The organism is Salmonella sp. 32031103-2018-00083-FB-01-SM-01 (assembly GCF_017571995.1).
Taxonomy (GTDB): Bacteria; Pseudomonadota; Gammaproteobacteria; order Enterobacterales; family Enterobacteriaceae; genus Salmonella; species Salmonella enterica.
In genome coordinates, this window is record NZ_JAGEQL010000003.1 from 1 (window position 1) to 25,795 (window position 25,795).

At 53.3% G+C, this 25,795-nt stretch carries 24 protein-coding genes, 1 other RNA gene and 1 pseudogene; 18 read left to right on the forward strand and 8 right to left on the reverse strand.

Annotation, left to right across the window (positions count from 1 at the left end; all coding sequences use genetic code 11):
- Window positions 1-130 precede the first annotated feature (130 nt).
- From J4614_RS09670 to J4614_RS09680, 3 genes and pseudogenes are all read left to right on the forward strand, one after another.
- Window positions 131-264, forward strand: a non-coding RNA gene (locus J4614_RS09670) — RtT sRNA.
- 196 nt (window positions 265-460) lie between these two features.
- Window positions 461-814, forward strand: a pseudogene (locus tag J4614_RS09675) (integrase); the annotation flags it as partial.
- 161 nt (window positions 815-975) lie between these two features.
- Window positions 976-1,173 carry a hypothetical protein gene (locus tag J4614_RS09680; protein WP_001117984.1) on the forward strand — a complete coding sequence of 66 codons (198 nt, stop codon included), beginning with the start codon at window positions 976-978 and terminating at the stop codon, window positions 1,171-1,173.
- Between the two features lie 212 nt (window positions 1,174-1,385).
- On the opposite strand, the gene clpA is transcribed toward J4614_RS09680, so the two are convergent.
- From clpA to J4614_RS22105, 3 genes are all read right to left on the reverse strand, one after another.
- Window positions 1,386-3,662: an ATP-dependent Clp protease ATP-binding subunit ClpA gene (gene clpA, locus J4614_RS09685; RefSeq protein WP_000934064.1), complete on the reverse strand. Its 2,277-nt coding sequence runs from the start codon at window positions 3,660-3,662 to the stop codon at window positions 1,386-1,388.
- A 30-nt stretch (window positions 3,663-3,692) separates the two neighbouring features.
- Window positions 3,693-4,013: an ATP-dependent Clp protease adapter ClpS gene (gene clpS, locus J4614_RS09690; RefSeq protein WP_000520789.1), complete on the reverse strand. Its 321-nt coding sequence runs from the start codon at window positions 4,011-4,013 to the stop codon at window positions 3,693-3,695.
- Between the two features lie 95 nt (window positions 4,014-4,108).
- Window positions 4,109-4,186, reverse strand: a complete 78-nt coding sequence (locus J4614_RS22105; protein WP_212742690.1) for a hypothetical protein — start codon at window positions 4,184-4,186, stop codon at window positions 4,109-4,111.
- 150 nt (window positions 4,187-4,336) lie between these two features.
- Here J4614_RS22105 and cspD point away from each other — a divergent pair, with 150 nt between their 5' ends.
- Entirely contained in the window at window positions 4,337-4,558 is a 222-nt protein-coding gene (gene cspD / locus J4614_RS09695) for a cold shock-like protein CspD (protein ID WP_000447499.1), read from the forward strand.
- Between the two features lie 129 nt (window positions 4,559-4,687).
- Here cspD and macB read toward each other — a convergent pair whose 3' ends face one another.
- Both macB and macA read right to left on the reverse strand, forming a co-directional pair.
- Complete coding sequence (gene macB, locus J4614_RS09700) at window positions 4,688-6,634, reverse strand: macrolide ABC transporter ATP-binding protein/permease MacB (RefSeq protein WP_000125894.1); 1,947 nt, start codon at window positions 6,632-6,634, stop codon at window positions 4,688-4,690.
- On the reverse strand, window positions 6,631-7,749 hold the full coding sequence (macA, locus tag J4614_RS09705) for a macrolide transporter subunit MacA (RefSeq protein WP_208293159.1): 1,119 nt from the start codon (window positions 7,747-7,749) through the stop codon (window positions 6,631-6,633). The genes macB and macA overlap by 4 nt, the downstream gene beginning before the upstream one ends.
- 145 nt (window positions 7,750-7,894) lie before the next feature.
- Between macA and J4614_RS09710 the strand changes: the two genes are divergently transcribed.
- A complete protein-coding gene (locus tag J4614_RS09710) occupies window positions 7,895-8,845 on the forward strand; it encodes a VirK/YbjX family protein (protein ID WP_001528818.1) in 951 nt (316 codons plus the stop codon).
- Here J4614_RS09710 and J4614_RS09715 read toward each other — a convergent pair.
- Window positions 8,842-10,500 (reverse strand): ATP-dependent endonuclease, encoded by a 1,659-nt coding sequence (locus J4614_RS09715; RefSeq protein ID WP_000599770.1) that lies wholly within the window; start codon window positions 10,498-10,500, stop codon window positions 8,842-8,844. The two genes, J4614_RS09710 and J4614_RS09715, sit on opposite strands and share 4 nt — an antisense overlap.
- A 200-nt stretch (window positions 10,501-10,700) precedes the next feature.
- Here J4614_RS09715 and J4614_RS09720 point away from each other — a divergent pair, with 200 nt between their 5' ends.
- From J4614_RS09720 to J4614_RS09750, 7 genes are all read left to right on the forward strand, one after another.
- A complete protein-coding gene (locus J4614_RS09720) occupies window positions 10,701-11,600 on the forward strand; it encodes a lysine exporter LysO family protein (RefSeq protein ID WP_000491118.1) in 900 nt (299 codons plus the stop codon).
- 143 nt (window positions 11,601-11,743) lie between these two features.
- On the forward strand, window positions 11,744-13,396 hold the full coding sequence (gene hcp / locus J4614_RS09725; protein WP_000458780.1) for a hydroxylamine reductase: 1,653 nt from the start codon (window positions 11,744-11,746) through the stop codon (window positions 13,394-13,396).
- Between the two features lie 11 nt (window positions 13,397-13,407).
- The gene (hcr, locus tag J4614_RS09730) at window positions 13,408-14,376 is read left to right on the forward strand and encodes an NADH oxidoreductase (protein WP_000178698.1); all 969 of its coding nucleotides are present in this window, start codon (window positions 13,408-13,410) and stop codon (window positions 14,374-14,376) included.
- Between the two features lie 157 nt (window positions 14,377-14,533).
- A complete protein-coding gene (poxB, locus tag J4614_RS09735) occupies window positions 14,534-16,252 on the forward strand; it encodes a ubiquinone-dependent pyruvate dehydrogenase (RefSeq protein ID WP_000815324.1) in 1,719 nt (572 codons plus the stop codon).
- Window positions 16,253-16,290: 38 nt separating this feature from the next.
- Complete coding sequence (gene ltaE, locus J4614_RS09740) at window positions 16,291-17,292, forward strand: low-specificity L-threonine aldolase (RefSeq protein ID WP_000566346.1); 1,002 nt, start codon at window positions 16,291-16,293, stop codon at window positions 17,290-17,292.
- 10 nt (window positions 17,293-17,302) lie between these two features.
- Window positions 17,303-18,736 carry an SDR family oxidoreductase gene (locus tag J4614_RS09745; protein ID WP_000079017.1) on the forward strand — a complete coding sequence of 478 codons (1,434 nt, stop codon included), beginning with the start codon at window positions 17,303-17,305 and terminating at the stop codon, window positions 18,734-18,736.
- A 95-nt stretch (window positions 18,737-18,831) separates the two neighbouring features.
- A complete protein-coding gene (locus J4614_RS09750) occupies window positions 18,832-19,845 on the forward strand; it encodes an NAD(P)-dependent oxidoreductase (RefSeq protein WP_086776537.1) in 1,014 nt (337 codons plus the stop codon).
- Here the strand turns inward: J4614_RS09750 and J4614_RS09755 are convergent.
- Window positions 19,842-20,672, reverse strand: coding sequence for an N-acetylmuramoyl-L-alanine amidase (locus J4614_RS09755; RefSeq protein WP_058111904.1), 831 nt, complete (start codon window positions 20,670-20,672; stop codon window positions 19,842-19,844). The two genes, J4614_RS09750 and J4614_RS09755, sit on opposite strands and share 4 nt — an antisense overlap.
- Window positions 20,669-20,992 (reverse strand): heavy metal-binding domain-containing protein, encoded by a 324-nt coding sequence (locus J4614_RS09760; protein ID WP_001160725.1) that lies wholly within the window; start codon window positions 20,990-20,992, stop codon window positions 20,669-20,671. The genes J4614_RS09755 and J4614_RS09760 overlap by 4 nt, the downstream gene beginning before the upstream one ends.
- A 127-nt stretch (window positions 20,993-21,119) precedes the next feature.
- On the opposite strand from J4614_RS09760, the gene J4614_RS09765 reads away from it, so the two are divergent.
- From J4614_RS09765 to artJ, 6 genes are all read left to right on the forward strand, one after another.
- The gene (locus tag J4614_RS09765) at window positions 21,120-21,635 is read left to right on the forward strand and encodes a lipoprotein (protein WP_001270726.1); all 516 of its coding nucleotides are present in this window, start codon (window positions 21,120-21,122) and stop codon (window positions 21,633-21,635) included.
- 228 nt (window positions 21,636-21,863) lie between these two features.
- Window positions 21,864-22,592, forward strand: a complete 729-nt coding sequence (artP, locus tag J4614_RS09770) for an arginine ABC transporter ATP-binding protein ArtP (RefSeq protein ID WP_000027186.1) — start codon at window positions 21,864-21,866, stop codon at window positions 22,590-22,592.
- A 17-nt stretch (window positions 22,593-22,609) separates the two neighbouring features.
- Window positions 22,610-23,341, forward strand: a complete 732-nt coding sequence (gene artI, locus J4614_RS09775) for an arginine ABC transporter substrate-binding protein ArtI (protein WP_000756586.1) — start codon at window positions 22,610-22,612, stop codon at window positions 23,339-23,341.
- 6 nt (window positions 23,342-23,347) lie between these two features.
- A complete protein-coding gene (artQ, locus tag J4614_RS09780; RefSeq protein WP_001001677.1) occupies window positions 23,348-24,064 on the forward strand; it encodes an arginine ABC transporter permease ArtQ in 717 nt (238 codons plus the stop codon).
- Complete coding sequence (gene artM, locus J4614_RS09785; RefSeq protein ID WP_000895393.1) at window positions 24,064-24,732, forward strand: arginine ABC transporter permease ArtM; 669 nt, start codon at window positions 24,064-24,066, stop codon at window positions 24,730-24,732. Before artQ ends, artM begins: the two co-directional genes overlap by 1 nt.
- A 236-nt stretch (window positions 24,733-24,968) precedes the next feature.
- Entirely contained in the window at window positions 24,969-25,700 is a 732-nt protein-coding gene (gene artJ / locus J4614_RS09790) for an arginine ABC transporter substrate-binding protein ArtJ (protein WP_000737537.1), read from the forward strand.
- Window positions 25,701-25,795: the final 95 nt, after the last annotated feature.

Here is a 25,795-nt window from a genome sequence, read left to right on the forward strand (position 1 = left end):
AGTAAAAGAGTCCGTGGCAATTTATAACCATGAACGGCCACACCTGGCCCTGAAATACAAAACGCCCGATGATGTTCATCAGGCGTTTTACAGACAAAAAACTGTCAACCTATATCAGGACTAGTCACATAAAGCCACCCTACAGGGGGGATGAGAACACCCGACCGGGGTTCGACAACTGGCGCAGCCAGTTGGACAGACGACGAGCCTGCGAGGAGACTGCCCGAAGGGCGAGCGCAGCGAGTCAATCCCCCCTCACCGCCATATTCAAGAAAGAGCTCGTACGAAAGTACGGGCTTTTGTATCTAAACTTCTTGTTTTTACTGTGATTTTCCTGATGAAAGGTTTCTTTTTGGACCTTTGGTTGCTACACCAAACTTACTATAGATTGTGTAAAAACAGCCCCAGTCCCCTACCTGAAACGCTTTAGAAAAGTTTGCATAAGTATCTCTCGGTAGTAAAAAAGCACCGAGTTCCTCTGTCTGATTCTGCCGTTGCTTTATTAGAAGGCTTACCGCGTTTGAAAAATAACAATCATGTATTCCCTGCCCCTCGCGCTGAAACACTTTCTGATATGTCGTTATTGGCTGTATTGAAACGAATGGGATATACCAACTTAACGCAACATGGCTTCCGTTCTACTTTCCGTGAGTGGGCTAGTGAAACAACGGGCTATCAACGTGAGGTTATTGAACATGCGTTGGCGCACCAGTTGGCAGATAAGGCTGAAGCAGCGTATCAGCGTGGGACGTTATGGCCTAAACGGGTGGCGTTGATGGATGATTGGACGGGGTATAACACTGCCAACAGCTAAGCTACCTGTACGAAAGCATTATCGTTGATAACAACGTAGAAAGTGTGATGCTAATAGCATTCGCTTTCGAAAATGTGATAAGCAACAATTTCATACTGAACTATTTCTTATGTAATTATTATTATGGTTTACAAATTATATAAACCACTCAAGGAGAGGTTATGCCCGGACTGATAGGCTACTGGAAGCAACTTCCAACCAAAGATGAATATATTAAAAAACATAATATGAGTAAAATATCCTGCTACAGTTGTGGTCACGAGAAATTCAGCGATGTTGGTTTGATACAGGTATGGGATAATCACAGAAGAATTCTTTGTGCTAAGTGTAAGACTACTCTTTTCAGAGAAGAGGATTAGTTTTTTGGCATTGGTAACAGCGGCTTCAGCATCCCTTTTCACACAGCGGGGCGGGCTTTTTTTTCGCATTACCCCCCGTCGATTACCGGATGATGACGCAATTTACAAGCGCCTTGTCCGCCTACCGCGAGCACAACGCCATCAGGCTAACTATTAGCCGGCGTAAAAAAACCGGGCGCTAAGGCCCGGTTTGTACGGCAGTGAAACGAAGATTAATGCGCGGCTTCCGGCTTGTGCTTTTGCGCACTCTGGAAGCCATACGTCAACGCATTTTTCTCTTTATCCAGCGCGACGGTGACCTGTCCGCCATCAACCAGCGATCCAAACAGCAACTCATTGGCCAGCGGTTTTTTCAGGTTATCCTGAATCACACGCGCCATCGGTCGTGCGCCCATCGCCCGGTCATAGCCCTTTTCCGCCAGCCAGTCGCGCGCTTCCTGACTGACTTCCAGGGAGACGCCTTTCTGATCCAACTGGGCCTGCAACTCGACGATAAACTTATCGACAACCTGATGAATCACCTCGCCAGACAGATGATCGAACCAAATAATGTTGTCGAGACGGTTACGGAACTCCGGCGTAAACACTTTCTTGATCTCGCCCATCGCATCGGTACTGTTGTCCTGATGAATAAGACCAATAGATTTACGTTCGGTTTCTCGCACGCCGGCGTTGGTGGTCATCACCAGCACCACGTTGCGGAAATCCGCCTTACGGCCGTTGTTATCGGTCAGCGTACCGTTATCCATCACCTGCAGCAGCAGGTTAAAGACATCCGGGTGCGCTTTTTCGATCTCATCCAGCAACAGCACCGCATGAGGATGCTTAATCACCGCATCCGTCAGCAGCCCACCCTGGTCGAAACCGACGTATCCCGGAGGCGCGCCGATCAAACGGCTCACCGTATGACGCTCCATATATTCGGACATATCGAAGCGCAACAGCTCAATACCCAGCGCTTTTGAAAGCTGTACCGTAACTTCAGTTTTCCCTACGCCAGTTGGCCCGGCGAACAAGAATGAGCCGACAGGTTTATGCTCATGGCCCAGACCCGCACGACTCATCTTAATAGCTTCGGTCAGCGCCTCAATCGCGTTATCCTGGCCGAAGACCAGCATTTTCAGACGATCGCCCAGGTTCTTCAGCGTATCGCGATCGCTCTGCGAGACGCTCTTTTCAGGAATTCGCGCAATTCGCGCCACTACGGACTCAATATCCGCCACGTTGACCGTTTTCTTACGTTTGCTCACCGGCATCAGACGCGCCCGCGCGCCCGCTTCGTCAATCACGTCAATGGCTTTATCTGGCAGATGGCGGTCATTGATATATTTTACCGCCAGCTCGACCGCCGCACGCACCGCTTTCGCGGTATAACGCACGTCGTGGTGCGCTTCGTACTTAGGTTTCAAGCCGTTGATAATTTGCACCGTCTCTTCTACCGAAGGCTCGGTAATATCAATTTTCTGGAAACGGCGCGCTAATGCGCGGTCTTTCTCAAAAATATTGCTGAATTCCTGATAGGTCGTTGAGCCGATCACCCGGATCTTGCCACTGGAAAGCAGCGGTTTAATCAGATTTGCCGCATCCACCTGTCCGCCCGACGCCGCGCCAGCGCCGATAATGGTATGGATTTCATCGATAAACAGGATGCTGTTGGTATCCTGCTCAAGCTGTTTCAGCAACGCCTTAAACCGTTTTTCAAAATCGCCGCGGTATTTGGTGCCCGCCAGCAGCGAACCGATATCCAGCGAGTAAATGGTGCAATCGGCCATCACTTCCGGCACATCGCCCTGCACGATACGCCAGGCCAGCCCTTCGGCAATCGCCGTTTTGCCGACGCCGGATTCCCCCACCAGCAGCGGGTTATTTTTACGGCGACGACACAAGACCTGGATCGCGCGTTCCAATTCTTTTTCACGACCAATCAGCGGATCGATGCCGCCCACGCGAGCAAGTTGGTTAAGATTCGTCGTGAAGTTTTCCATACGTTCCTCCCCACCAGCTTGTTCGTCGCCAGTTGGCTGATTGCCGAGATCGGAAGATTGGCTCGGTTCGTCTTTTCGCGTCCCGTGAGAAATAAAGTTCACGATATCCAGACGGCTCACTTCATGCTTACGCAGCAGATAAGCCGCCTGTGATTCCTGTTCGCTAAAGATAGCCACCAGCACATTCGCGCCAGTCACTTCACTACGCCCGGAAGACTGAACGTGGAAGACGGCACGTTGCAGGACACGCTGGAAACTTAACGTCGGCTGCGTATCACGCTCTTCTTCACTGGCAGGCAGTACGGGTGTGGTTTGTTCAATGAAGGCTTCGAGTTCCTGACGGAGCGCCACCAGATCCACGGAGCATGCTTCCAGCGCTTCGCGAGCCGATGGGTTGCTGAGCAGCGCCAGCAACAGATGCTCGACGGTCATAAACTCATGACGGTGCTCGCGCGCTCTGGCGAAAGCCATGTTTAAACTGAGTTCCAGTTCTTGATTGAGCATAGGCACCTCCCCCAATTTTTATACCTGCATTCAGGCTTTTTCCAGCGTACACAGCAACGGATGCTCGTTCTCCCTTGCATACTTGTTCACCATCGCCACTTTGGTTTCCGCCACCTCGGCGGTGAACACGCCGCAGATGGCTTTGCCTTGATAGTGAACCGCAAGCATCAATTGCGTTGCACGTTCTACATCATAAGAAAAGAATTTTTGTAACACGTCAATAACAAACTCCATCGGAGTGTAATCATCATTGACTAATATCACTTTATACATAGATGGCGGTTTTAGCGCGTCGCGCACGCTATCTTCCACCAGCTGGTCAAAATCCAGCCAATCGTTCGTCTTACCCATCGTCAGTCGTCATTATCGGTTACGGTTGTCGGCAGGAAAATCTGCCGCTGACCAGAGTCTATGCACACAATCAATCTACCTCAATTGATAGATAACTAACATCTATCAGTACCATCCGCGACATCTGTCACATTCCCGGCAATAGCGTTAACTGCTTCAAATTTTTGATTCATTTTTACCCGATCCCCCCTGCCTGATGCTTGACGCCTCGCCTGATTTCTCTAAATTGTAATGTCGAGAGTTGGTGAGGTTTTGAACAGCCCCCACTCCGTCACCGGTTCATTCCATCTTACTTATATAAGATTTACGAAGGATGTCGAAGCATGGAAACGGGTACTGTAAAGTGGTTCAATAATGCCAAAGGGTTTGGTTTCATCTGCCCTGAAGGCGGCGGCGAGGATATTTTCGCCCATTATTCCACCATTCAAATGGATGGTTACAGAACGCTTAAAGCCGGACAGTCTGTCCGGTTTGATGTACACCAGGGGCCAAAAGGCAATCACGCCAGCGTCATCGTGCCCATCGAAGCAGAGGCCGTTGCATAGCTCCTCTGTCTCATTGTGTACATCCAGGAGGCAAAATGCCAGCCCGATCGGCTGGCATTTTTATTTAACGCCAGTTCCTGATAGCGACACTGTTACATCTTATCAGGCCGACAAATGACGTCAGCAAGATTACTCCCTTGCCAGCGCATCCACCGGGTCCAGTCGCGCCGCGTTTCTCGCCGGTAGCCAACCAAACAGTATCCCAGTAAACGTCGAACATAAAAACGCGCTCGCCAGCGCAGTCAGTGAAAAACCGATCTCCCAGCCGGGCAGGAAAAGCTGTAGCATAAATGCGATGAACATCGACAAGCTAATCCCCAGCGCTCCCCCAACCAGGCAAACCAGCACCGCTTCAATAAGAAACTGCTGTAGCACATCGCTGGCGCGCGCGCCTACCGCCATACGGATGCCGATTTCACGCGTTCGCTCGGTGACGGAAACCAGCATAATATTCATAACGCCGATGCCGCCGACAACCAGCGAAATGACGGCCACCAGCGTCAGAAATAACTGAAGAGTATAGGTGGTTTTTTCAGCCGTTTTCAGGACGCTGTCCATATTCCAGGTAAAGAAGTCTTTTTTACCGTGGCGTAAGGTGAGCAGGCGGGTAAGCTGCTGTTCAGCCTGATCGCTATCAACGCCATCTTTCACACGAACGGTGATCGAGTTAAGCCATGACTGACCCATTATGCGATCTGACATCGTGCTATAGGGCAACCAAACTTGCAACAGATTGCTATTGCCGTACATGGACGGTTTCTCTTCCGCCACGCCAATAACAATAACCGGCATATTACCCACCAGCACCACTTCCCCTACGACATTCGCTTTATTTGGAAATAGCTGGCGTCGCGTGTTGGCATCCAGCACCACCACCTGCGCGCGATCCTGTTGCTGTACAGCATTGAAGGTGTTCCCCTCCCTAAAAGACATGCCGTAAACGTTAAAATAATCGCCACTGACGCCATTAGCATTTACGGCAATATCAATATTGCCATAGCGAAGACGTAGGCTCTTTGAAACACTGGGCGTCGCAGAGTTAACCCACGGCTGTTTCTGAATAGCCACCAGATCGTCATATTTCAGCGCCTGTCGATACTGCGGGTTGTCGTCGCCAAAATCTTTGCCTGGATGAATATCAATCGTGTTAGTGCCCATAGCGCGGATATCCGCCAGTACCATCTGTTTTGCGGCGTCGCCGACCACCACAATCGACACCACCGACGCAATACCGATAATAATTCCCAGCATGGTCAGTAAAGTACGCATTTTGTTAGCGGCCATCGCTAACCACGCCATCGACAGCGCTTCGCGAAAGCTGCTGGCAAATTGCCGCCAGCCGGGAGCCGTATTAACTACGGCAGCGTCAACGCCCTGTTCGCGTTTCTTTTCCTGCGCGGGCGGATTATGGACAATCTTGCCATCGTGAATTTCAATAATCCGCTCCGCCTGGGCGGCAATCAGCGGATCGTGCGTCACAATGATCACCGTATGTCCGCGATCGCGCAGTTGGCGCAAAATCGCCATCACCTCTTCGCCGGAATGGCTATCCAGCGCGCCGGTCGGCTCATCCGCCAGAATCACCTGTCCGCCGTTCATCAGCGCGCGGGCAATGCTGACACGCTGCTGCTGTCCGCCAGAAAGCTGTGAAGGTGGGTAATCGACGCGATCGCTTAATCCCAGCCGCAAAAGCAACTCTCTGGCGCGCGCCTGGCGTTTTTTGCGTTCAATGCCGGCGTAGACGGCGGGGATTTCAACATTTTGCGCTGCCGTTAAATGCGACAACAGATGGTAGCGCTGAAAGATAAAGCCAAAATGCTCACGCCGCAGCTGCGCCAGCGCGTCCGGGTCCAGCGTCGAGACGTCCCGCCCCGCCACCCGATAAGTGCCGCTGGTCGGTTTATCCAGGCACCCGAGGATATTCATCAGCGTTGATTTTCCAGAACCGGAAACGCCGACGATCGCCACCATCTCCCCGGCGTGGATTTGCAGGGAGATATCTTTTAACACCGCCACCTGCTCTTCTCCGGAGGGGTAGCTGCGACTCACATTGCGCAGTTCAAGCAATGCCGTCATGGCGTCGCTCCTGGCCTGCTCTCGCCGATGATCACCTCATCGCCCGCTTCCAAACCTTTAACCACTTCCACGTCTGTATCGTTACGCTCACCAATGACCACTTCGCGCTCACGTTTTTCGCCGTTACGCAACAGCGCCACTTTATAACGATTGCCGCCCACCGGTTCGCCAAGCGCGGCGAGAGGAATAATCAGCACATTTTTGACATCCATGAGTTGAATATAAACCTGTGCGGTCATATCAAGACGCAAGATTCTTTTGGGATTCAGCACTTCAAACCGGGCGTAATAAAAAATAGCGTCGTTGACCTTTTCCGGCGTCGGCAGAATATCTTTTAAAACGCCTTCATAGCGCGTTTGCGGATCGCCTGCAATGGTGAACCATGCTTTCTGCCCCGCCCGAAGATGGATCACGTCCGCTTCCGAGACCTGCGCTTTTACCAGCATGGTGCTCATATCCGCCAGCGTCAGAATATTGGGCGCCTGCTGAGCTGCAATCACCGTTTGTCCTTGCAGGGTAGTGATTTGCGTCACTTCCCCCGCCATGGGAGCAACAATACGGGTATATTCCAGGTTGGTTTTCGCGGTGTCCAACGAGGCCCGATTACGTTTGATCTGAGCATCTATGGTGCCAATACGCGCCTGTTTAACCGCCATCTCCGTCGCCGCGGTATCCAGATCCTGTTGCGATACCGCCTGAGTCTTAGCTAACTGCTGCTGGCGCGCCAGCGTAACCCGCGCCAGCTTTAACTCAGCGGCTGCCTGCTGACGCTCCGCGTTCAGCTCCATCAGGGTGGCCTCGACCTCTTTTATCTGGTTCTCCGCCTGATCTGGGTCAATCACGCCGAGTAGCTGATCTTTTTTAACGTTATCTCCAATGGAGACCAGCAGCGTTTTCAACTGGCCGCTCACCTGCGCGCCGACATCCACTTTACGCAACGCGTCCAGTTTTCCAGTCGCCAGTACACTCTGTTCAAGATCGCCTGGCCGCACGATTAATGTCTGATAAGTTGGCAGCGGCGCATTTAGCATTCGCCAGCTAACCATCCCCCCCACTAAAAGAATTAAAATAATGGCCAGATAACGCTTTTTAAATTTCTTTCCCTTAGCACGCATAGAAACCCTGACGGCAAAATTTCAACCAGAAAGTAAACCGTATCTAAACAAACCTGACACAATAAAGATAGCGTCGGCTGTATTGACGATTGGTTAATGTTTCCTGTGGTTCAATCTCGACAATCTTATGTCGCGGATTACGATCATGACACAGCTTACAGATAATACCTGGTACACTTCAGATCACATCTCTCCTTTACAATTATTTATTCGTCTGACGCGCGGGCAATTACAGCCAGGAAAATTCTGGCGTAAAGCCAGCTTTCGTCGCAAGTTTTTAATCCGCTCATTAGTCATGCCGCGTGCGACCAGCCAATTACTGACCAATCTCACCCAATGGCCGGAGTTAAATACGTTACTTGCTCGTCAGCCGCGTTTGCCTATTCGGCTACATCGTCCTTATATGGCTGTAAATATTAAACGCGATTTCGCCTTAGACGCTCTGTGTTTTCATTATCAACAGATGCGCCAACTTTTATCGCGGGAACAACAAGTTAGCTATTTAAGTCAGTATGGCCTGAATCTTGCTAAATTTGAAACTAAAACCGGCGAGTTGTTTCAACTTGATTTAGTCAGTCTGGTCTCACTGGATAAAGAAGGTGAAAGCACTATTGTTGTTCGCGACGCACAGTTACGTATTCTGGCAGAGATCACATTTACCCTGTGTCGCTTTAACCAACAACGCACACTATTTATCGGCGGATTACAGGGCGCGGCAAACGACGTCCCTCACGAAATTATCCAGCAGGCGACCAAAGCCTGCCATGGTCTTTTTCCCAAACGCATCGTGATGGAGGCTCTCTGTCAGTTTGCGCAAGTCTTTCAGGCGGAGCAGATTATAGCCGTGAGTAACGATGCGCACGTTTACCGTAGCTGGCGATACATGGATAAAAAGACGCAAATGCATGCCGACTATGACGCGTTTTGGGAATCGTTAGGCGGTGAAAGAATTAAAGGGAATTACTATACGCTACCGCTGGCGATCGCCCGAAAAAGCGAAGCGGAGATCGCCAGTAAAAAACGGGCCGAGTATCGCCGCCGCTATGCTTTACTCGATAGCGTTGTCGAACAGGTTCCGGCCACATTCAAACGCTAATCCGCCCGGCCCCGCGCCAGCCAAACCACGCGCGAGAACATCTTTCTGAACAGCGGCGGCACGGCGTCAATTCCCCGCCGCCCGGCTTCCATCGCAACTTCAATCGCCAAATCCGGCTTTGACGAGCGGTGGATAGCTTTAGTGATAATTTTCCGGGTATTCATCGGTACATTAGGCGGAAGCTGCGCAACCCGGTGAAAAACATCGGCAAAGCCCTGACGATACATAAAATGTTCCATATCCAGCGCAGGCAGCGCCGTGAGATGTTCGCGTTCTTCTTCCCGATCGTTATTAAGCAGGCTGCGGACCGTCGCGGCATATTTTTTCCCCGCTTCGTCGCCATCCACCAGGACATGCCACTCGATTCCCATACGGCGGGCGAACTTCACCAGCGGTTTCAGACCGGACTGAGCAAACTCAATGACTTTAATGCCCTCCGCATCAAAATGATGTCCACACTGACGCGCCAGCTCATTAATAACCCAGGTTTCCGTCTCGCCTTCCACCAGTAGCCAGCAACGCGCAAACAGCGACGACGCGCGATTAAAGCGGATATGAAAGGCGATGCGCCGTCCATCTTCCGCGCTTAACCCGCCCGGGCCCAAACGCCAGGCGGCGACGCGGGAAGATTCGCGCACCAGCCGTACGACATGCTCCACCGGCGTTAGCGAGAGCAATTCGCCTGAGTTAGTCGTCGCTATCCGCTGTAGCGGCAACAGATTGAGCAATTGCCAGGCGACTGAAAGCATAATGGGATGTAAACGGGTTTCCGGATCTTCCACCAGAAGTAATGGTCGCGCGTCTTTATGTAACCGCAGCGTCCCTTTCGCCTGTAACAGCGTGGAGAAAAGCCCCAGCAGGATCACCCGATGCGACCGGCTGCCCGGTTTGTCGATCATCCGATTAATAATATCCAGATAGCGCCAGCTACGCTGCTCATTTTGCGAACGTCGGCGCATGAGTCGGTGACGCGCCTGTCCTGCGCCCTGCTCTGAGAAATAGTGTTCAAGCAGTTGCACCATCGCGGACAGTCCCTGACGAATCTGCCCGTCGGTTAAATTTTGCGGCCGGGTCGCCAGCTCACGCGCCAGAAAATCCAGCTGTCGGGCCGTGACTTCAACATCCGGCACATTGGGCACCGTACCGTTGCGAATACGTCGCATAAAGCGCGCATCGCGCAAACGTAGCACTGGCATCAGACGAACCAGGTGGCGCACCTGATCGTTAATATTTTCCACCGGCAATGGCTGCCCATCGCTATTGAGAAAACTGCGCAGCGTCATCACGCTACCATCGGCGCCGCATTCGCCCTCTAGCCGATAAAAAATACGGTGAAAATCATCCTCGCAAGGCGACCAGCATGCTTCCAGCGCTCGATAACGACGTACCCGATGCCGCCCTGGCTGCGTTTCGCGAAAAGTCAGAATAATATGCAGGTGATGCTCGCGTCCTTTTATGTCGCCAGGCGGAAACCAGAAATCCTCACGGACAAAATGGTAGAGATCGAGTTCCGGCGACAATAACAGAGTCAGCGCATCCAGCAGGCTGGATTTGCCCCAGGCGTTTTCCCCAATCAGCACGTTGTTTTGCTCCAGCATCAACGACAGTCGGTTGATACCGCGAAATCCCACTATTTCAACGCGTTCGAGAATCATGCTTCCTCCAGAAAAGCGTCACCACTCCATTAAACTCACCGCAGTATAACGGCAAATGCTTCCGCCTGGCGTGATATTCCCCCCTTTGCCTGAGGCAACTGTATGATAAATGTACGGCTGACGGTGTCGCTTTACTGATAGTCTGGAATTCGGTAGTGTCATGTACGCTATTCAAACAATAAAAAAGGGCCCGGCTGTTCATGTTTTCAGGACTTTTAATCATTCTGGTTCCACTGATTGTGGGCTATCTCATTCCACTGCGACATAAAGCCGCATTACAACTTATTAACCGGCTACTGAGCTGGATCGTGTATCTTATTCTCTTTTTTATGGGAATAAGCCTGGCGTTTTTGGATAACCTCGCCAGTAATCTGGTGGCGATTTTTCATTATTCCGCCGTCAGTATTACGATTATTTTATTGTGTAATATCGCTGCCTTATTGTGGCTGGAACGTATCCTCCCGTGGCGTCACCATCATCAGCAGGAAAAACTGCCTTCGCGTATTGCCATGGCGCTGGAGTCGCTGCAACTGTGCGGCGTAGTGGTATTGGGGTTTGTTATCGGCCTGAGCGGACTCTCTGTTTTACAGCACGCCACCGAAGCCAGTGAATATACGCTGATCTTTTTATTGTTCCTGGTGGGGATTCAGCTACGAAATAGCGGCATGACCTTAAAGCAAATTGTGCTTAACCGCCGGGGAATGATGGTCGCGGTCGTTGTCGTGGCAAGCTCATTACTGGGCGGCGTGATTAATGCGTTTATCCTGGACTTACCGCTAAAAACCGCCCTGGCGATGGCGTCAGGTTTCGGCTGGTACTCTCTTTCCGGTATTTTGCTGACGGAGTCGTTTGGACCGGTTATCGGCAGCGCGGCATTTTTTAACGATCTGGCCCGCGAACTCTTAGCCATTATGCTTATTCCCGGCCTGGTTCGCCGCAGCCGTTCAACGGCGTTGGGCCTGTGCGGAGCGACCTCAATGGACTTTACGTTGCCGGTATTACAGCGCTCCGGCGGCGTAGAGATTGTTCCGGCGGCTATCGTACATGGCTTTATCCTCAGCCTGCTGGTCCCCCTCTTAATGGCGTTCTTCTCGGCCTGATACCTCTTTGGCGGTAGGCATCTGCCGCCAAAATTGCGCTAAATCAATCTCCTTGCACATTATGGCAGAAATCCCTTTTATCCCTTTGTTCACAGGCATAACCTTAAACATGTATATTAAATATAACTTTAAAAGGTGTGACCATGTTTTGTGTGCAATGTGAACAAACCATCCGTACACCAGCCGGAAACGGCTGCTCCTACGCGCAGGGAATGTGCGGTAAAACAGCTGAAACGTCCGATCTGCAGGATCTGCTGATTGCGGCTTTGCAAGGTTTGTCTGCCTGGGCGGTGAAGGCCCGTGAATATGGCATCATTAATCACGACGTTGATAACTTTGCGCCGCGCGCGTTTTTCTCCACGCTGACCAACGTTAACTTCGACTCTCCGCGTATCGTCGGCTACGCCCGTGAAGCGATTGCCTTGCGTGAAGCGTTGAAAGCGCAGTGCCTGAGCGTGGATGCCAATGCGCATTGCGACAATCCGATGGCCGATCTGCAACTGGTTAGCGACGATCTGGGCGAACTGCAACGTCAGGCGGCGGAATTTACCCCGAATAAAGACAAAGCCGCCATTGGCGAGAATATCCTCGGCCTGCGTCTGCTGTGCCTGTACGGTCTGAAAGGCGCGGCGGCGTATATGGAGCACGCGCACGTTCTCGGTCAATACGACAACGACATTTACGCGCAGTACCACAAAATCATGGCCTGGCTGGGCACCTGGCCTGCTGACATGAACGCGCTGCTGGAGTGCGCAATGGAAATCGGCCAGATGAACTTCAAAGTGATGAGCATTCTGGATGCCGGTGAAACCACCAAATACGGTCACCCAACGCCGACTCAGGTCAACGTCAAAGCGACTGAAGGCAAGTGCATTCTGATCTCCGGTCACGATCTGAAAGATCTCTACAACCTGCTGGAGCAGACCGAAGGCACCGGCGTTAACGTCTACACTCACGGTGAAATGCTGCCCGCACACGGCTATCCGGAACTGCGTAAATTCAAGCATCTGGTCGGTAACTACGGCAGCGGCTGGCAGAATCAGCAGGTCGAATTCGCCCGCTTCCCTGGCCCAATCGTGATGACCTCTAACTGCATTATCGACCCGACCGTGGGCAGCTATGACGACCGTATCTGGACCCGTAGCATCGTCGGCTGGCCGGGCGTTAGCCATCTTGAAGGCGATGACTTCGGGCCGATCATTGCCCAGGCGCAGCAAATGGCGGGCTTCCCGTATAGCGAAATTCCGCATCTCATCACCGTCGGTTTTGGCCGTCAGACCCTGCTCGGCGCTGCCGATACGCTCATCGATCTGGTCAGTCGTGAAAAACTGCGCCACATCTTCCTGGTCGGCGGCTGTGACGGCGCGCGCGGCGAGCGTAACTACTTTACCGATTTCGCCACCAGCGTACCGGATGACTGCCTGATCCTGACTCTGGCGTGCGGTAAATACCGTTTCAACAAACTGGAGTTCGGCGACATCGAAGGGCTGCCGCGTCTGGTCGATGCCGGTCAGTGTAACGATGCTTACTCCGCGATTATCCTGGCGGTGACGCTGGCGGAAAAACTGGGCTGCGGCGTCAACGATCTGCCGCTATCGCTGGTGCTCTCCTGGTTTGAGCAGAAAGCGATCGTGATTCTGCTGACGCTGCTGTCATTAGGCGTAAAAAATATTGTCACCGGGCCGACCGCGCCGGGCTTCTTCACGCCGGATCTGCTGGCTATCCTCAACGAGAAGTTCGGTCTGCGCTCCGTGACCACCGTTGAAGAAGACATGAAGCAATTGCTGAGCGCGTAAGGAGGCCAATGATGACGATGCCAACCTCACAATGTCCCTGGCGAATGCAGGTGCATCACATCCGTCAGGAGACGCCGGATGTATGGACAATTGCGCTATTATGCCATGACTACTACCCTTACCGCGCCGGGCAGTATGCGCTGGTGAGCGTGCGTAATTCAGCGGAAACGCTGCGCGCCTACACCCTTTCGTCTACGCCGGGCGTCAGTGAATATATCACGCTGACCGTTCGTCGGATTGAAGATGGCACGGGTTCACAGTGGTTGACCCATGACATCAAGCGCGGCGATTACATCTGGCTGTCTGATGCAATGGGCGATTTTACCTGTGACGATAAAACAGAAGATAAGTTTCTGCTGCTCGCCGCCGGTTGTGGCGTAACGCCAATCATGTCGATGCGTCGCTGGCTGGCGAAATACCGCCCGCAGGCCGATGTGCAGGTCATCTTTAACGTCCGTTCGCCGGATGATGTGATTTTTGCCGACGAGTGGCGACAGTATCCGGTCACGCTAGTGGCGGAAAATCATGCCACGGAAGGTTTTGTCGCGGGCCGTCTGACCACGGAATTATTACAGCGCGTACCGGATTTGGCATCGCGCACCATCATGACCTGCGGCCCGGCGCCCTATATGGATTTCGTCGAACAGGGCGTGAAAGCGCTTGGCGTAACGCGCTTCTTTAAAGAGAAGTTCTTCACGCCGGTGGCGGAAACGGCAACCAGCGGCCTGAAATTCACCAAACTACAGCCAGCGCAGGAATTTTATGCCCCGATCGGTACGACGCTGCTGGAGGCGCTGGAGAGTAATAAAGTACCGGTTGCCGCTGCCTGTCGGGCAGGTGTTTGCGGCTGCTGTAAAACCAAAGTCGTTTCCGGCGACTATACGGTGAGCAGCACCATGACGCTGAGCGAGGCGGAGATTGCCGAAGGTTACGTACTGGCCTGCTCCTGCCATCCGCAGGGCGATCTTGTTCTCGCATAATCGGTAAACGTTCCATCGTAGGCCCGGTAAGCGTTAGCGCCACCGGGCGATTTACCACTCGCTTCATCCTTTCGCCCCTCTCTTCGCCAAAGAAAAACGTCATCGTCATCTTCAACTAAACTTGTAACCGTTATCACATTTAAGGAGATGGAGAACCATGAAACAAACCGTTGCTGCTTTTATCGCCAAAACGCTGGAACAGGCTGGCGTAAAACGAATCTGGGGCGTCACTGGCGACTCCCTGAACGGCCTGAGCGATAGTCTTAATCGTATGGGAACCATTGAATGGATGCCAACCCGCCACGAAGAGGTTGCCGCTTTCGCCGCCGGCGCACAAGCGCAGCTTACCGGCGAGCTGGCAGTGTGCGCCGGTTCATGCGGACCGGGCAACCTGCACCTGATCAATGGCCTGTTTGATTGCCACCGTAACCACGTCCCTGTTCTGGCGATCGCCGCCCATATTCCGTCCAGTGAAATCGGCAGCGGTTATTTCCAGGAGACCCACCCGCAGGAGTTGTTCCGTGAATGCAGCCACTATTGCGAGTTGGTTTCCAGCCCGGAGCAGATCCCGCAGGTACTCGCCATCGCCATGCGCAAAGCGGTGCTAAATCGCGGCGTCTCCGTGGTCGTACTTCCGGGTGACGTAGCGCTGAAACCTGCGCCTGAAAACGCCGTCACTCATTGGTACCATGCCCCGCACCCCGTCGTCACGCCGGCGGAAGAAGAGCTGAAAAAACTGGCGCAACTGCTGCGTTACTCCAGCAATATCGCATTGATGTGCGGTAGCGGCTGCGCGGGCGCGCATGAGGAGTTGGTCGCGTTGGCGGCAAAACTAAAAGCGCCAATCGTTCATGCCCTGCGCGGCAAAGAGCACGTTGAGTACGATAATCCTTATGATGTGGGAATGACCGGCCTGATTGGCTTCTCTTCTGGCTTCCACACCATGATGAACGCCGATACGCTGATCCTGCTCGGCACCCAGTTCCCCTACCGCGCCTTTTATCCGAGCGATGCCAAAATCATTCAGATTGACATCAACCCGGGCAGTATTGGCGCGCACAGCAAAGTCGACATGGCGCTGGTGGGCGATATTAAAGCCACGCTTCGCGCCCTGCTGCCGCTGGTGGAAGAAAAAAGCAATCGTAAATTCCTCGATAAAGCTCTGGAGCACTATCGGGACGCCCGTAAGGGACTTGATGACTTAGCCAAACTCAGCGACAAAGCCATCCATCCGCAATATCTGGCGCAACAAATTAGTCATTTCGCCGCTGACGACGCTATTTTTACCTGCGATGTCGGCACGCCGACCGTCTGGGCGGCCCGCTATCTAAAAATGAACGGCAAGCGCCGCTTGCTGGGCTCGTTTAACCACGGGTCAATGGCCAACGCGATGCCGCAGGCGCTCGGCGCTCAGGCCACCGCGCCTGGTCGTCAGGTTATCGCGATGTGCGGTGATGGCGGCTTCAGTATGCTGATGGGCGATTTTCTCTCGGTGGTACAGATGAAGCTGCCGATAAAAATCGTCGTCTTTAATAACAGCGTGCTGGGCTTTGTGGCGATGGAAATGAAAGCTGGCGGCTACCTTACCGACGGTACCGAACTGCACGACACCAATTTCGCGCGTATCGCCGAAGCCTGCGGCATTACCGGTATTCGCGTGGAAAAAGCCGCAGACGTGGACGGAGCGCTACAGCGCGCGTTTTCCATTGACGGCCCGGTACTGGTTGACGTGGTCGTGGCAAAAGAAGAGCTGGCGATCCCGCCGCAGATCAAACTGGAACAAGCGAAAGGCTTTAGCCTGTACATGCTACGCGCCATTATTAGCGGCCGCGGCGATGAAGTGATCGAACTGGCGAAAACGAACTGGCTAAGGTAAAACAGTGCACATCACCTTTTAAAATCCAGGGATGTGCCATGATTGATTTACGCAGTGATACCGTTACCCGACCGGGCCGCGCCATGCTCGAGGCGATGATGACCGCCCCGGTCGGGGACGACGTATACGGCGATGACCCTACCGTTAACGCCCTTCAGCGCTACGCCGCCGACCTTTCCGGTAAAGAAGCGGCGCTTTTTTTACCCACCGGCACCCAGGCCAATCTGGTCGCGCTACTTAGCCATTGTGAACGCGGCGAAGAGTATATCGTTGGTCAGGGCGCACATAATTATCTCTATGAAGCTGGCGGCGCTGCGGTGCTCGGCAGCATTCAGCCGCAGCCCATCGACGCCGCCGCGGACGGTACGCTGCCGCTGGAGAACGTGGCGGCGAAGATTAAAGCGGATGACATCCACTTCGCGCGTACGCGCTTGCTCAGTCTGGAAAATACGCATAACGGGAAAGTGCTGCCGCGCGCGTATCTGAAAGACGCCTGGACGTTTACCCGCGAACGTGGGCTGGCGCTGCACGTTGACGGCGCCCGAATTTTTAACGCGGTGGTTGCCTACGGCTGTGAGTTAAAAGAGATTACGCAGTATTGCGACTCTTTTACCATCTGCCTGTCAAAAGGTCTCGGAACGCCGGTCGGTTCGCTGCTGGTCGGCAACCGCGATTACATTAAACGCGCGACGCGCTGGCGTAAAATGGTCGGCGGCGGAATGCGTCAGGCCGGGATTCTGGCAGCGGCCGGACTGTATGCGCTGAAGCATAACGTGGCGCGTCTGCAAGAGGATCATGATAACGCCGCCTGGCTGGCGCAGCAGCTTCGGGAAGCGGGCGCGGAGGTCATGCGCCACGAAACGAATATGCTGTTTGTTCGCGTTGGCGAAGCACAGGCCGCCGCGCTTGGCGACTATTTACGGGAACGGAATATCCTGATTAACGCCGCGCCGATTGTGCGTCTGGTGACGCATCTGGATGTCTCTCGCGAACAGCTTGCCGACGTCGTCGCCCACTGGCGCGCCTTTTTAGCCCGCTAAGGAGAGCAACGTGGCGCAACGCATTCTGGTTCTCGGCGCCAGCGGCTATATTGGCCAGCACCTGGTCTTTGCGCTAAGTCAGCAAGGGCATCAGGTGCGGGCGGCGGCGCGGCGCGTCGAACGTCTGGAAAAACAGCGCCTCGCCAACGTCAGTTGTCATAAGGTCGATCTGCACTGGCCGGAAAATTTACCCGCACTGCTTCGCGACATTGATACCGTTTACTATCTGGTACACGGCATGGGCGAAGGCGGCGATTTTATCGCCCATGAGCGTCAGGCGGCGCTCAACGTGCGCGACGCGCTGCGCCAGACGCCGGTTAAACAACTTATTTTCCTCAGTTCATTGCAGGCGCCGACGCATGAGCAATCCGATCACCTGCGCGCCCGCCAGCTTACGGCTGACACACTGCGCGACGCAGGCGTGCCGGTGACGGAATTACGCGCCGGGATCATCGTCGGCGCAGGCTCCGCCGCCTTCGAAGTCATGCGTGACATGGTTTACAACCTGCCAATACTCACGCCGCCGCGCTGGGTGCGTTCGCGCACCACGCCCATCGCTCTGGAAAATTTACTCTACTACCTGGTCGGCTTACTGGACCACCCTGCGCGCGAGCATCGTATTCTGGAAGCCGCCGGGCCGCAGGTATTAAGCTATCAGCAGCAGTTTGAACGTTTTATGGCCGTCAGCGGTAAACGGCGTCCGCTGATCCCGGTGCCTTTTCCGACCCGCTGGATTTCGGTCTGGTTTTTAAACGTCATTACCTCTGTGCCGCCGACTACCGCAAAAGCCTTAATCCAGGGGTTAAGGCACGATTTGCTGGCCGATGACGCCGCGTTAAAAAAGTTGATCCCCCAAACGCTTATCACCTTTGATGACGCCGTTCGCCGCACGCTAAAAGAAGAAGAAAAACTGGTGAACTCCAGCGACTGGGGCTACGACGCGCTGGCCTTCGCCCGCTGGCGTCCCGAATACGGCTATTTTCCAAAGCAGGCGGGCTTTACCGCGCAGACCCCGGCCAGCCTATCGGCGCTCTGGCAGGTCGTAAATCGGCTGGGTGGCAAAGAGGGCTATTTTTTCGGCAATATTTTGTGGCAGACGCGCGCCGCGATGGATCGTCTGGTGGGGCATAAACTGGCGAAAGGCCGCCCGTCGCATACCTTGCTCAAGCCTGGCGATACGGTAGATAGCTGGAAAGTGATCATTGTCGAACCAGAAAAACAGCTCACGCTCTTGTTTGGCATGAAAGCGCCGGGTCTGGGGCGGCTTAGCTTCACGCTGCACGATAAAGGTCGCTACCGCGAAATTGACGTGCGCGCCTGGTGGCATCCACACGGAATGCCGGGCCTGATTTACTGGCTACTGATGATCCCGGCGCACCTGTTTATTTTCCGGGGAATGGCAAGGCGTATTGCCCGACTTGCAGAACAAATCACAGAAAAATGAGAAAAAGTTGCTGTATTCTTTCGTGTTTCCCATTGCATACCGACGTAATTCACGGAAGAATGCGCACGACGGTTTATTAAACACAGTGGATTGATATGAAGGTACTGGTTACCGGCGCCACCAGCGGCTTAGGTCGAAACGCGGTTGAATTTTTGCGCAATAAAGGCATCAGCGTCAGAGCGACGGGTCGCAATGAAGCGATGGGCAAGCTGCTTGAAAAAATGGGCGCGGAATTCGTCCATGCGGATTTAACCGAACTGGTCTCCTCGCAGGCTAAAGTGATGCTCGCCGGGATCGACACGTTGTGGCACTGCTCCAGCTTTACCTCGCCCTGGGGAACCCAACAAGCTTTCGATCTGGCGAATGTTCGCGCCACCCGCCGTCTGGGAGAATGGGCGGTCGCCTGGGGCGTGCGCAATTTTATTCATATCTCCTCTCCCTCACTCTATTTTGATTACCACCATCACCGTGATATCAAAGAGGATTTCCGTCCGCATCGGTTTGCCAATGAGTTCGCCCGCAGTAAAGCCGCCGGCGAAGAGGTGATTAATCTGCTGGCGCAGGCCAATCCGCAAACACGTTTTACGGTGTTGCGTCCGCAAAGCCTGTTTGGCCCGCACGATAAAGTATTTATCCCACGTCTGGCGCATATGATGCACCATTACGGTAGCATCTTATTACCGCACGGGGGCAGCGCGCTGGTCGATATGACCTACTATGAAAATGCGATCCACGCCATGTGGCTGGCCAGCCAGCCGGGCTGCGATCATCTGCCTTCTGGCCGCGCTTATAACATCACTAACGGCGAAAACCGCACCTTACGCAGCATCGTACAAAAGTTAATTGATGAACTGTCTATCGACTGCCGCATTCGCTCTGTGCCTTACCCGATGCTGGATATGATCGCCCGCAGTATGGAGCGCTTCGGCAAAAAATCCGCCAAAGAGCCCCCGCTAACGCATTACGGCGTGTCAAAACTGAATTTTGATTTTACGCTCGATACGACTCGCGCGCAGGACGAGCTGGGCTACCAGCCCATCGTCACGCTGGACGAAGGCATTGAGCGCACCGCCGCCTGGCTACGCGATCACGGAAATTTACCGCGTTAATCCTGGCCGTACTTCTCCAGTAATGCTTCGGCAATCGCCTGCGTTTCGGCATCTGCGATACCGTTCCATTGCGCCGGACGGAAGTGCATCTGGAACGCCATAATCACCCGCTGTTGCTCGCGTGCCGTCATATCGGCTTTGACTTCATAACCATAGCGCGAGAGTAACGCAAGCACCGTTGCGGTATCGACTGGCGTATACGGCGCGCGTCCAGCCAGATAAAACGCCACACGCTGGGCGTCAGGCCAGGCGCCAATCCCCTGCGCCGCCAGCTCGCGCCACGGGAAGCGCGGGCCGGGATCGTCTTTACGCTGCGGCGCGATATCCGCATGGGCCACCACATTCTGCGGTTTGATGTCATAGCGCGCGATAATGTCCTTCGCTAACGGAATCAATGTCTGAATTTGCGCGGATTCAAACGGCGCGAAAGATTTCACCCCGCCGGACATTCGCCAGCCGCGATTTTCCAGCTCAATGCCAATAGACGTATCATTGAGACGCGTGGCGCCTCGCCAGAAACTGACGCCCGCATGCCAGGCCTGATCCTGTTCCGGCACCAGTTGCCAGATGCGCGGTTTACCGCCATATAATGGCGGGGTTGCGGGAATCAGGTAATGCGAACTGACGTTGCGACCCGTTAACGTCGCCAGCGAAACGTCAAAGTTTTCCGCCGTATAGTGAATCACCAGAACTTTAATGCGCGGATAGGCCGCCTGCGCCCGATGTCGGGTATCAAGCTGATATCCCTCTTTATCGATAATTCCTTTTTCGCTCGCGCAGCCTGTTAACAGCAACGCGAGACCCACCAGCCACAGTAGCGCTCTCATCGGCGCGTTTTCACCGCCGTTCCGCTGACGCTGACCATCAGCATACTGCCATCCTTGCCGACAGTTTCGTAATCAATATCGATGCCTACCACCGCATCGGCGCCCAACGCTTTAGCCTGCTCGCCAAGTTCCTGGAAAGCGATTTCACGCGCTTTACGCAGCTCTTTCTCATACGCGCCGGAACGTCCGCCGACGATATCCCGAATGCCGGCGAAAAAATCGCGGAAAATATTGGCGCCTAAAATGGCTTCGCCCGTTACCACACCGCAATACTCCACGATGCTTTGTCCTTCCAGCGTTGGGGTTGTTGAAAACTGCATAGTGAATCTCCCAGGTTAGCTAAGCACACGATCTCAAACGCATTATCAAGCTGATACGCTATCATTGAAAGGATATAATTGATTATCGTAGATCGGTTTTTGCTCGATCGCCTATAAGGAAATCATCATGCGCTATTCTAAACTCTCTTTGCTCATCCCGTGCGCGCTTCTGCTTAGCGCCTGTACGACCGTCACTCCCGCCTACAAAGATAATGGCCCGCGTATCGGCGCGTGTGTGGAAGGCGGCCCGGACAGCGTGGCTCAACAATTTTACGACTACCGTATTCAACACCACAGCAATGATATCGCCGCGCTTCGCCCCTACTTGAGTGATAACCTGGCGAAATTGTTGACCGACGCCAGCCGCGATACGGAGCACCGTCAGTTGATGAGCGGCGATCTGTTCTCCAGCCGCGCTACGCTGCCGGATAGCGCCAGCGTCGCCAGCGCATCAACCATTCCGAACCGAGATGCGCGCAATATTCCTCTGCGGGTGGCGTTAAAACAGGGCGATCAAAGCTGGCAGGATGAGGTCCTTATGATTCACGAAGGCTCATGCTGGGTGATTGACGACGTTCGCTATCTGGGCGGAGATGTCCATGCCCCTGCCGGTACGCTGCGCCAGTCGATAGAAAATCGTTAACAGCCAGTATTCCCCGCTTTTGCACCCATAACCCCGTAAATTGTCTGGCATTCTGCCCGGGATGCCGACAATTCTTCTTACCTACTATTCCTCCTGCTATTTTGTGCTATGTTTAGGGAAGAATGTGGGATATATTTAACTTTTAACGCATAAATATTGCATAACTATTCTGCGAAAGGTACTATCTGCGGCTTCAATAGCTATCAGACTGCCTGTATACGAGTGTCAATGAGTATTCAATTAAACGGCATTAATTGCTTTTACGGCGCGCATCAGGCGCTGTTCGATATCACGCTGGATTGCCCCGAAGGCGAAACGCTGGTGTTGCTTGGCCCAAGCGGGGCGGGTAAAAGTTCGCTGCTGCGTGTACTCAATCTGCTTGAGATGCCGCGCTCCGGCACTCTGACTATCGCCGGGAACCATTTTGATTTTACGAAAACGCCGTCCGATAAGGCGATTCGTGAGCTACGTCAAAATGTCGGAATGGTCTTTCAGCAATATAATCTTTGGCCGCATCTCACCGTTGTGCAGAATCTGATTGAAGCGCCCTGCCGCGTACTGGGTCTGACAAAAGATCAGGCGCTGGCGCGCGCAGAAAAGCTGCTGGAGCGTTTACGTCTGAAGCCCTATAGCGATCGTTATCCGTTGCATCTTTCCGGCGGTCAGCAGCAGCGCGTCGCGATTGCCCGCGCGCTGATGATGGAGCCGCAGGTGCTGCTGTTTGATGAACCGACCGCCGCGCTGGACCCGGAAATTACCGCTCAAATCGTCAGCATTATTCATGAGCTGGCGGAAACGAACATTACTCAGGTGATCGTTACGCATGAAGTCGAAGTGGCGCGTAAGACCGCCAGTCGTGTGATTTATATGGAAAATGGTCACATCGTCGAGCACGGTGATGCGGGTTGCTTTGCCCACCCTCAGACCGAAGCGTTCAAAAACTATCTCTCTCACTAAGATTCGGGACAATGACAATGAAAAAAGTTCTGATTGCCGCGCTAATTGCAGGCTTTAGCCTTTCCGCTACAGCAGCCCAGACCATTCGTTTTGCGACCGAAGCGTCCTATCCGCCGTTCGAATCGATGGATGCTAATAACAAGATTGTCGGCTTTGACGTCGACCTGGCCAACGCGCTATGTAAAGAGATCGACGCCTCCTGTACCTTTACCAATCAGGCGTTCGACAGCCTGATCCCCAGCCTGAAATTCCGCCGCTTCGACGCTGTAATGGCGGGAATGGATATCACGCCGGAACGTGAAAAGCAGGTGCTGTTTACCACGCCATATTACGACAACTCCGCGCTGTTCGTGGGTCAGCAGGGCAAATACACCAGCGTCGATCAACTGAAAGGCAAGAAAGTCGGCGTACAGAACGGTACGACGCACCAGAAATTCATCATGGATAAGCATCCGGAAATCACCACCGTACCGTATGACAGCTATCAGAACGCGAAGCTGGATCTACAAAATGGCCGTATCGACGCTGTTTTCGGCGACACGGCGGTCGTGACCGAATGGCTGAAAGCCAATCCTAAGCTGGCGCCGGTCGGCGATAAAGTCACCGATAAAGATTATTTCGGCACCGGCCTGGGTATCGCGGTACGTCAGGGCAACACCGAGCTGCAGCAGAAATTCAATACTGCGCTGGAAAAAGTGAAGAAAGATGGGACTTACGAGACCATCTATAACAAATGGTTCCAGAAGTAATCTTTGATGAACGAATTTTTTCCTTTAGCAAGCGCCGCCGGGATGACCGTCGGCCTTGCCGTCTGTGCGCTGATCATTGGCCTCGCGTTAGCCATGTTCTTTGCCGTCTGGGAGTCCGTAAAATGGCGCCCGATTGCCTGGATAGGCTCCGCGCTGGTCACTATTTTGCGCGGCCTGCCGGAAATTCTGGTGGTGCTGTTTATCTATTTCGGCTCCTCGCAACTCCTGCTTACGCTGTCTGACGGGTTTACCCTCCATCTCGGCTTTACGCAGATCCCGGTGCAAATGGAGATTGAGAACTTTGACGTCAGTCCGTTCCTGTGCGGCGTGATTGCGTTGTCCCTGCTGTATGCGGCCTATGCGTCGCAGACGCTACGCGGCGCGCTGAAAGCCGTTCCGTCTGGTCAGTGGGAGTCGGGTCAGGCACTGGGATTATCAAAGACGGCGATTTTTTTCCGTCTGGTGATGCCGCAGATGTGGCGTCACGCTCTGCCAGGGCTGGGTAATCAGTGGCTGGTGTTGCTAAAAGATACGGCTCTGGTCAGCCTTATCAGCGTTAACGATCTAATGTTGCAGACCAAAAGTATTGCCACACGCACCCAGGAACCGTTTAACTGGTACATTATTGCGGCGGCTATTTACCTGGTCATTACGCTGATCAGTCAGTACATTCTCAAACGCATAGACCTGCGCGCGACACGTTTTGAGCGGAGGCCGGACTAATGCTTGAGTATTTACCTGAACTGCTAAAAGGGCTACACACCAGCCTGACGCTGACCGTGGCTTCTATTGCCGTCGCTTTGGTGCTGGCGTTAGTTTTTACCATTATCCTGACACTAAAAACGCCGTTCGTGGTGTGGCTGGTGCGCGGCTATATCACGTTGTTTACCGGTACGCCGTTGTTGGTGCAAATTTTCCTGATCTACTACGGACCCGGTCAATTCCCGACACTGCAAGAGTATCCGCTACTCTGGCATCTACTGTCTGAACCGTGGCTGTGCGCACTGATCGCGTTGTCGCTAAACAGCGCCGCTTACACCACGCAGCTATTTTATGGCGCGATTCGCGCGATTCCGGAAGGTCAGTGGCAGTCCTGCGGCGCGCTGGGGATGAGTAAGAAAGATACGCTGGCGATTTTGTTGCCCTATGCGTTTAAACGCGCCCTCTCCTCCTATTCAAATGAGGTGGTACTGGTCTTCAAAAGTACCTCGCTGGCCTATACCATCACCTTGATGGAAGTCATGGGGTACAGTCAGTTGCTCTATGGTCGTACCTACGATGTGATGGTATTTGGCGCGGCAGGCGTAATTTATCTGGTCGTCAACGGTCTATTGACGCTGATGATGCGTTTGATTGAGCGTAAAGCCCTGGCGTTTGAGCGGCGCAATTAACCAGGCAGGATAAGGCATTCTCGCCGCCGTTCGACAATGGTCAGATGGCGCTGCGCTTATCAAGCCTACGATGCATAATATTGAATAAACCCGACGGACAAGTGGTTAACTTGTCCGTCTTTTTTTATCCATTTTAAAATATTTAATCATTTTTATTGCATACAAATTCAATTAATGGCATTGTAAATCTATGCCGCAGACACGGCGCATAATCATAAGATTACGGGAGTGACATCATGAAAAAGTTAGTTCTGGCCGCATTACTCGCCTCTTTCGCCACTGGCAGCATCGCCGCTGAAAAAATCAATTTCGGGGTTTCCGCCACCTATCCCCCGTTTGAATCCCTGGATGCGAGTAATAAAATTGTGGGCTTCGATATCGATCTGGCAACCGCATTATGCAAGCAAATGCAGGCAGAATGTACTTTTACCAATCATGCTTTCGATAGTCTTATCCCGGCGCTGAAATTCAGAAAATATGATGCCGTCATTTCCGGAATGGACATTACCCCGGAGCGCAGTAAGCAGGTCGCCTTTAGCAATCCCTATTATGCGAACTCCGCGCTGGTGATTGCCAAAAAAGACACCTATAAAACCTTTACCGATCTAAAAGGTAAGCGTATCGGTATGGAAAATGGCACCACGCATCAAAAATATCTCCAGGATAAACATCCGGAGGTCAAAACCGTGGCCTACGACAGCTACCAGAATGCGATTATCGACCTGAAAAATGGCCGTATTGACGGTGTCTTTGGCGATACCGCAGTGGTCAATGAGTGGCTGAAAACGAATCCGCAACTGGGTCCGGCAACAGAGAAAGTGACCGATCCGCAATACTTCGGTACCGGACTTGGCATCGCGGTGCGCCCGGACAATAAGGCGTTGCTGGAAAAACTGAATGATGCGCTGGCCGCCATTAAAGCGGACGGCACTTATCAGAAAATCAGCGATCAGTGGTTCCCGCAGTAAGACGTATGTGATTAGCCCACTGTGTTGCGAAATGGCAGTATAAATACCTTATTCAGCCCACGGGTCGCCATCAGGAAACTATCCAGGCCTGATAA

What these genes read in the sequence shown, in the direction of transcription:
- J4614_RS09720 (WP_000491118.1), top strand. Translation starts at nt 10,701, where the DNA reads ATGTTTTCAGGACTTTTAATCATTCTGGTTCCACTGATTGTGGGCTAT.
- macA (WP_208293159.1), bottom strand. Translation starts at nt 7,749, where the DNA reads ATGCGTGCTAAGGGAAAGAAATTTAAAAAGCGTTATCTGGCCATTATT.
- artI (WP_000756586.1), top strand. Translation starts at nt 22,610, where the DNA reads ATGAAAAAAGTTCTGATTGCCGCGCTAATTGCAGGCTTTAGCCTTTCC.
- macB (WP_000125894.1), bottom strand. Translation starts at nt 6,634, where the DNA reads ATGACGGCATTGCTTGAACTGCGCAATGTGAGTCGCAGCTACCCCTCC.
- J4614_RS09760 (WP_001160725.1), bottom strand. Translation starts at nt 20,992, where the DNA reads ATGCAGTTTTCAACAACCCCAACGCTGGAAGGACAAAGCATCGTGGAG.
- J4614_RS09765 (WP_001270726.1), top strand. Translation starts at nt 21,120, where the DNA reads ATGCGCTATTCTAAACTCTCTTTGCTCATCCCGTGCGCGCTTCTGCTT.
- J4614_RS09755 (WP_058111904.1), bottom strand. Translation starts at nt 20,672, where the DNA reads ATGAGAGCGCTACTGTGGCTGGTGGGTCTCGCGTTGCTGTTAACAGGC.
- ltaE (WP_000566346.1), top strand. Translation starts at nt 16,291, where the DNA reads ATGATTGATTTACGCAGTGATACCGTTACCCGACCGGGCCGCGCCATG.
- J4614_RS09710 (WP_001528818.1), top strand. Translation starts at nt 7,895, where the DNA reads ATGACACAGCTTACAGATAATACCTGGTACACTTCAGATCACATCTCT.
- J4614_RS22105 (WP_212742690.1), bottom strand. Translation starts at nt 4,186, where the DNA reads ATGAATCAAAAATTTGAAGCAGTTAACGCTATTGCCGGGAATGTGACA.
- clpS (WP_000520789.1), bottom strand. Translation starts at nt 4,013, where the DNA reads ATGGGTAAGACGAACGATTGGCTGGATTTTGACCAGCTGGTGGAAGAT.
- cspD (WP_000447499.1), top strand. Translation starts at nt 4,337, where the DNA reads ATGGAAACGGGTACTGTAAAGTGGTTCAATAATGCCAAAGGGTTTGGT.
- clpA (WP_000934064.1), bottom strand. Translation starts at nt 3,662, where the DNA reads ATGCTCAATCAAGAACTGGAACTCAGTTTAAACATGGCTTTCGCCAGA.
- artQ (WP_001001677.1), top strand. Translation starts at nt 23,348, where the DNA reads ATGAACGAATTTTTTCCTTTAGCAAGCGCCGCCGGGATGACCGTCGGC.
- hcp (WP_000458780.1), top strand. Translation starts at nt 11,744, where the DNA reads ATGTTTTGTGTGCAATGTGAACAAACCATCCGTACACCAGCCGGAAAC.
- J4614_RS09680 (WP_001117984.1), top strand. Translation starts at nt 976, where the DNA reads ATGCCCGGACTGATAGGCTACTGGAAGCAACTTCCAACCAAAGATGAA.
- hcr (WP_000178698.1), top strand. Translation starts at nt 13,408, where the DNA reads ATGACGATGCCAACCTCACAATGTCCCTGGCGAATGCAGGTGCATCAC.
- J4614_RS09715 (WP_000599770.1), bottom strand. Translation starts at nt 10,500, where the DNA reads ATGATTCTCGAACGCGTTGAAATAGTGGGATTTCGCGGTATCAACCGA.
- artP (WP_000027186.1), top strand. Translation starts at nt 21,864, where the DNA reads ATGAGTATTCAATTAAACGGCATTAATTGCTTTTACGGCGCGCATCAG.
- J4614_RS09750 (WP_086776537.1), top strand. Translation starts at nt 18,832, where the DNA reads ATGAAGGTACTGGTTACCGGCGCCACCAGCGGCTTAGGTCGAAACGCG.
- poxB (WP_000815324.1), top strand. Translation starts at nt 14,534, where the DNA reads ATGAAACAAACCGTTGCTGCTTTTATCGCCAAAACGCTGGAACAGGCT.
- artM (WP_000895393.1), top strand. Translation starts at nt 24,064, where the DNA reads ATGCTTGAGTATTTACCTGAACTGCTAAAAGGGCTACACACCAGCCTG.
- artJ (WP_000737537.1), top strand. Translation starts at nt 24,969, where the DNA reads ATGAAAAAGTTAGTTCTGGCCGCATTACTCGCCTCTTTCGCCACTGGC.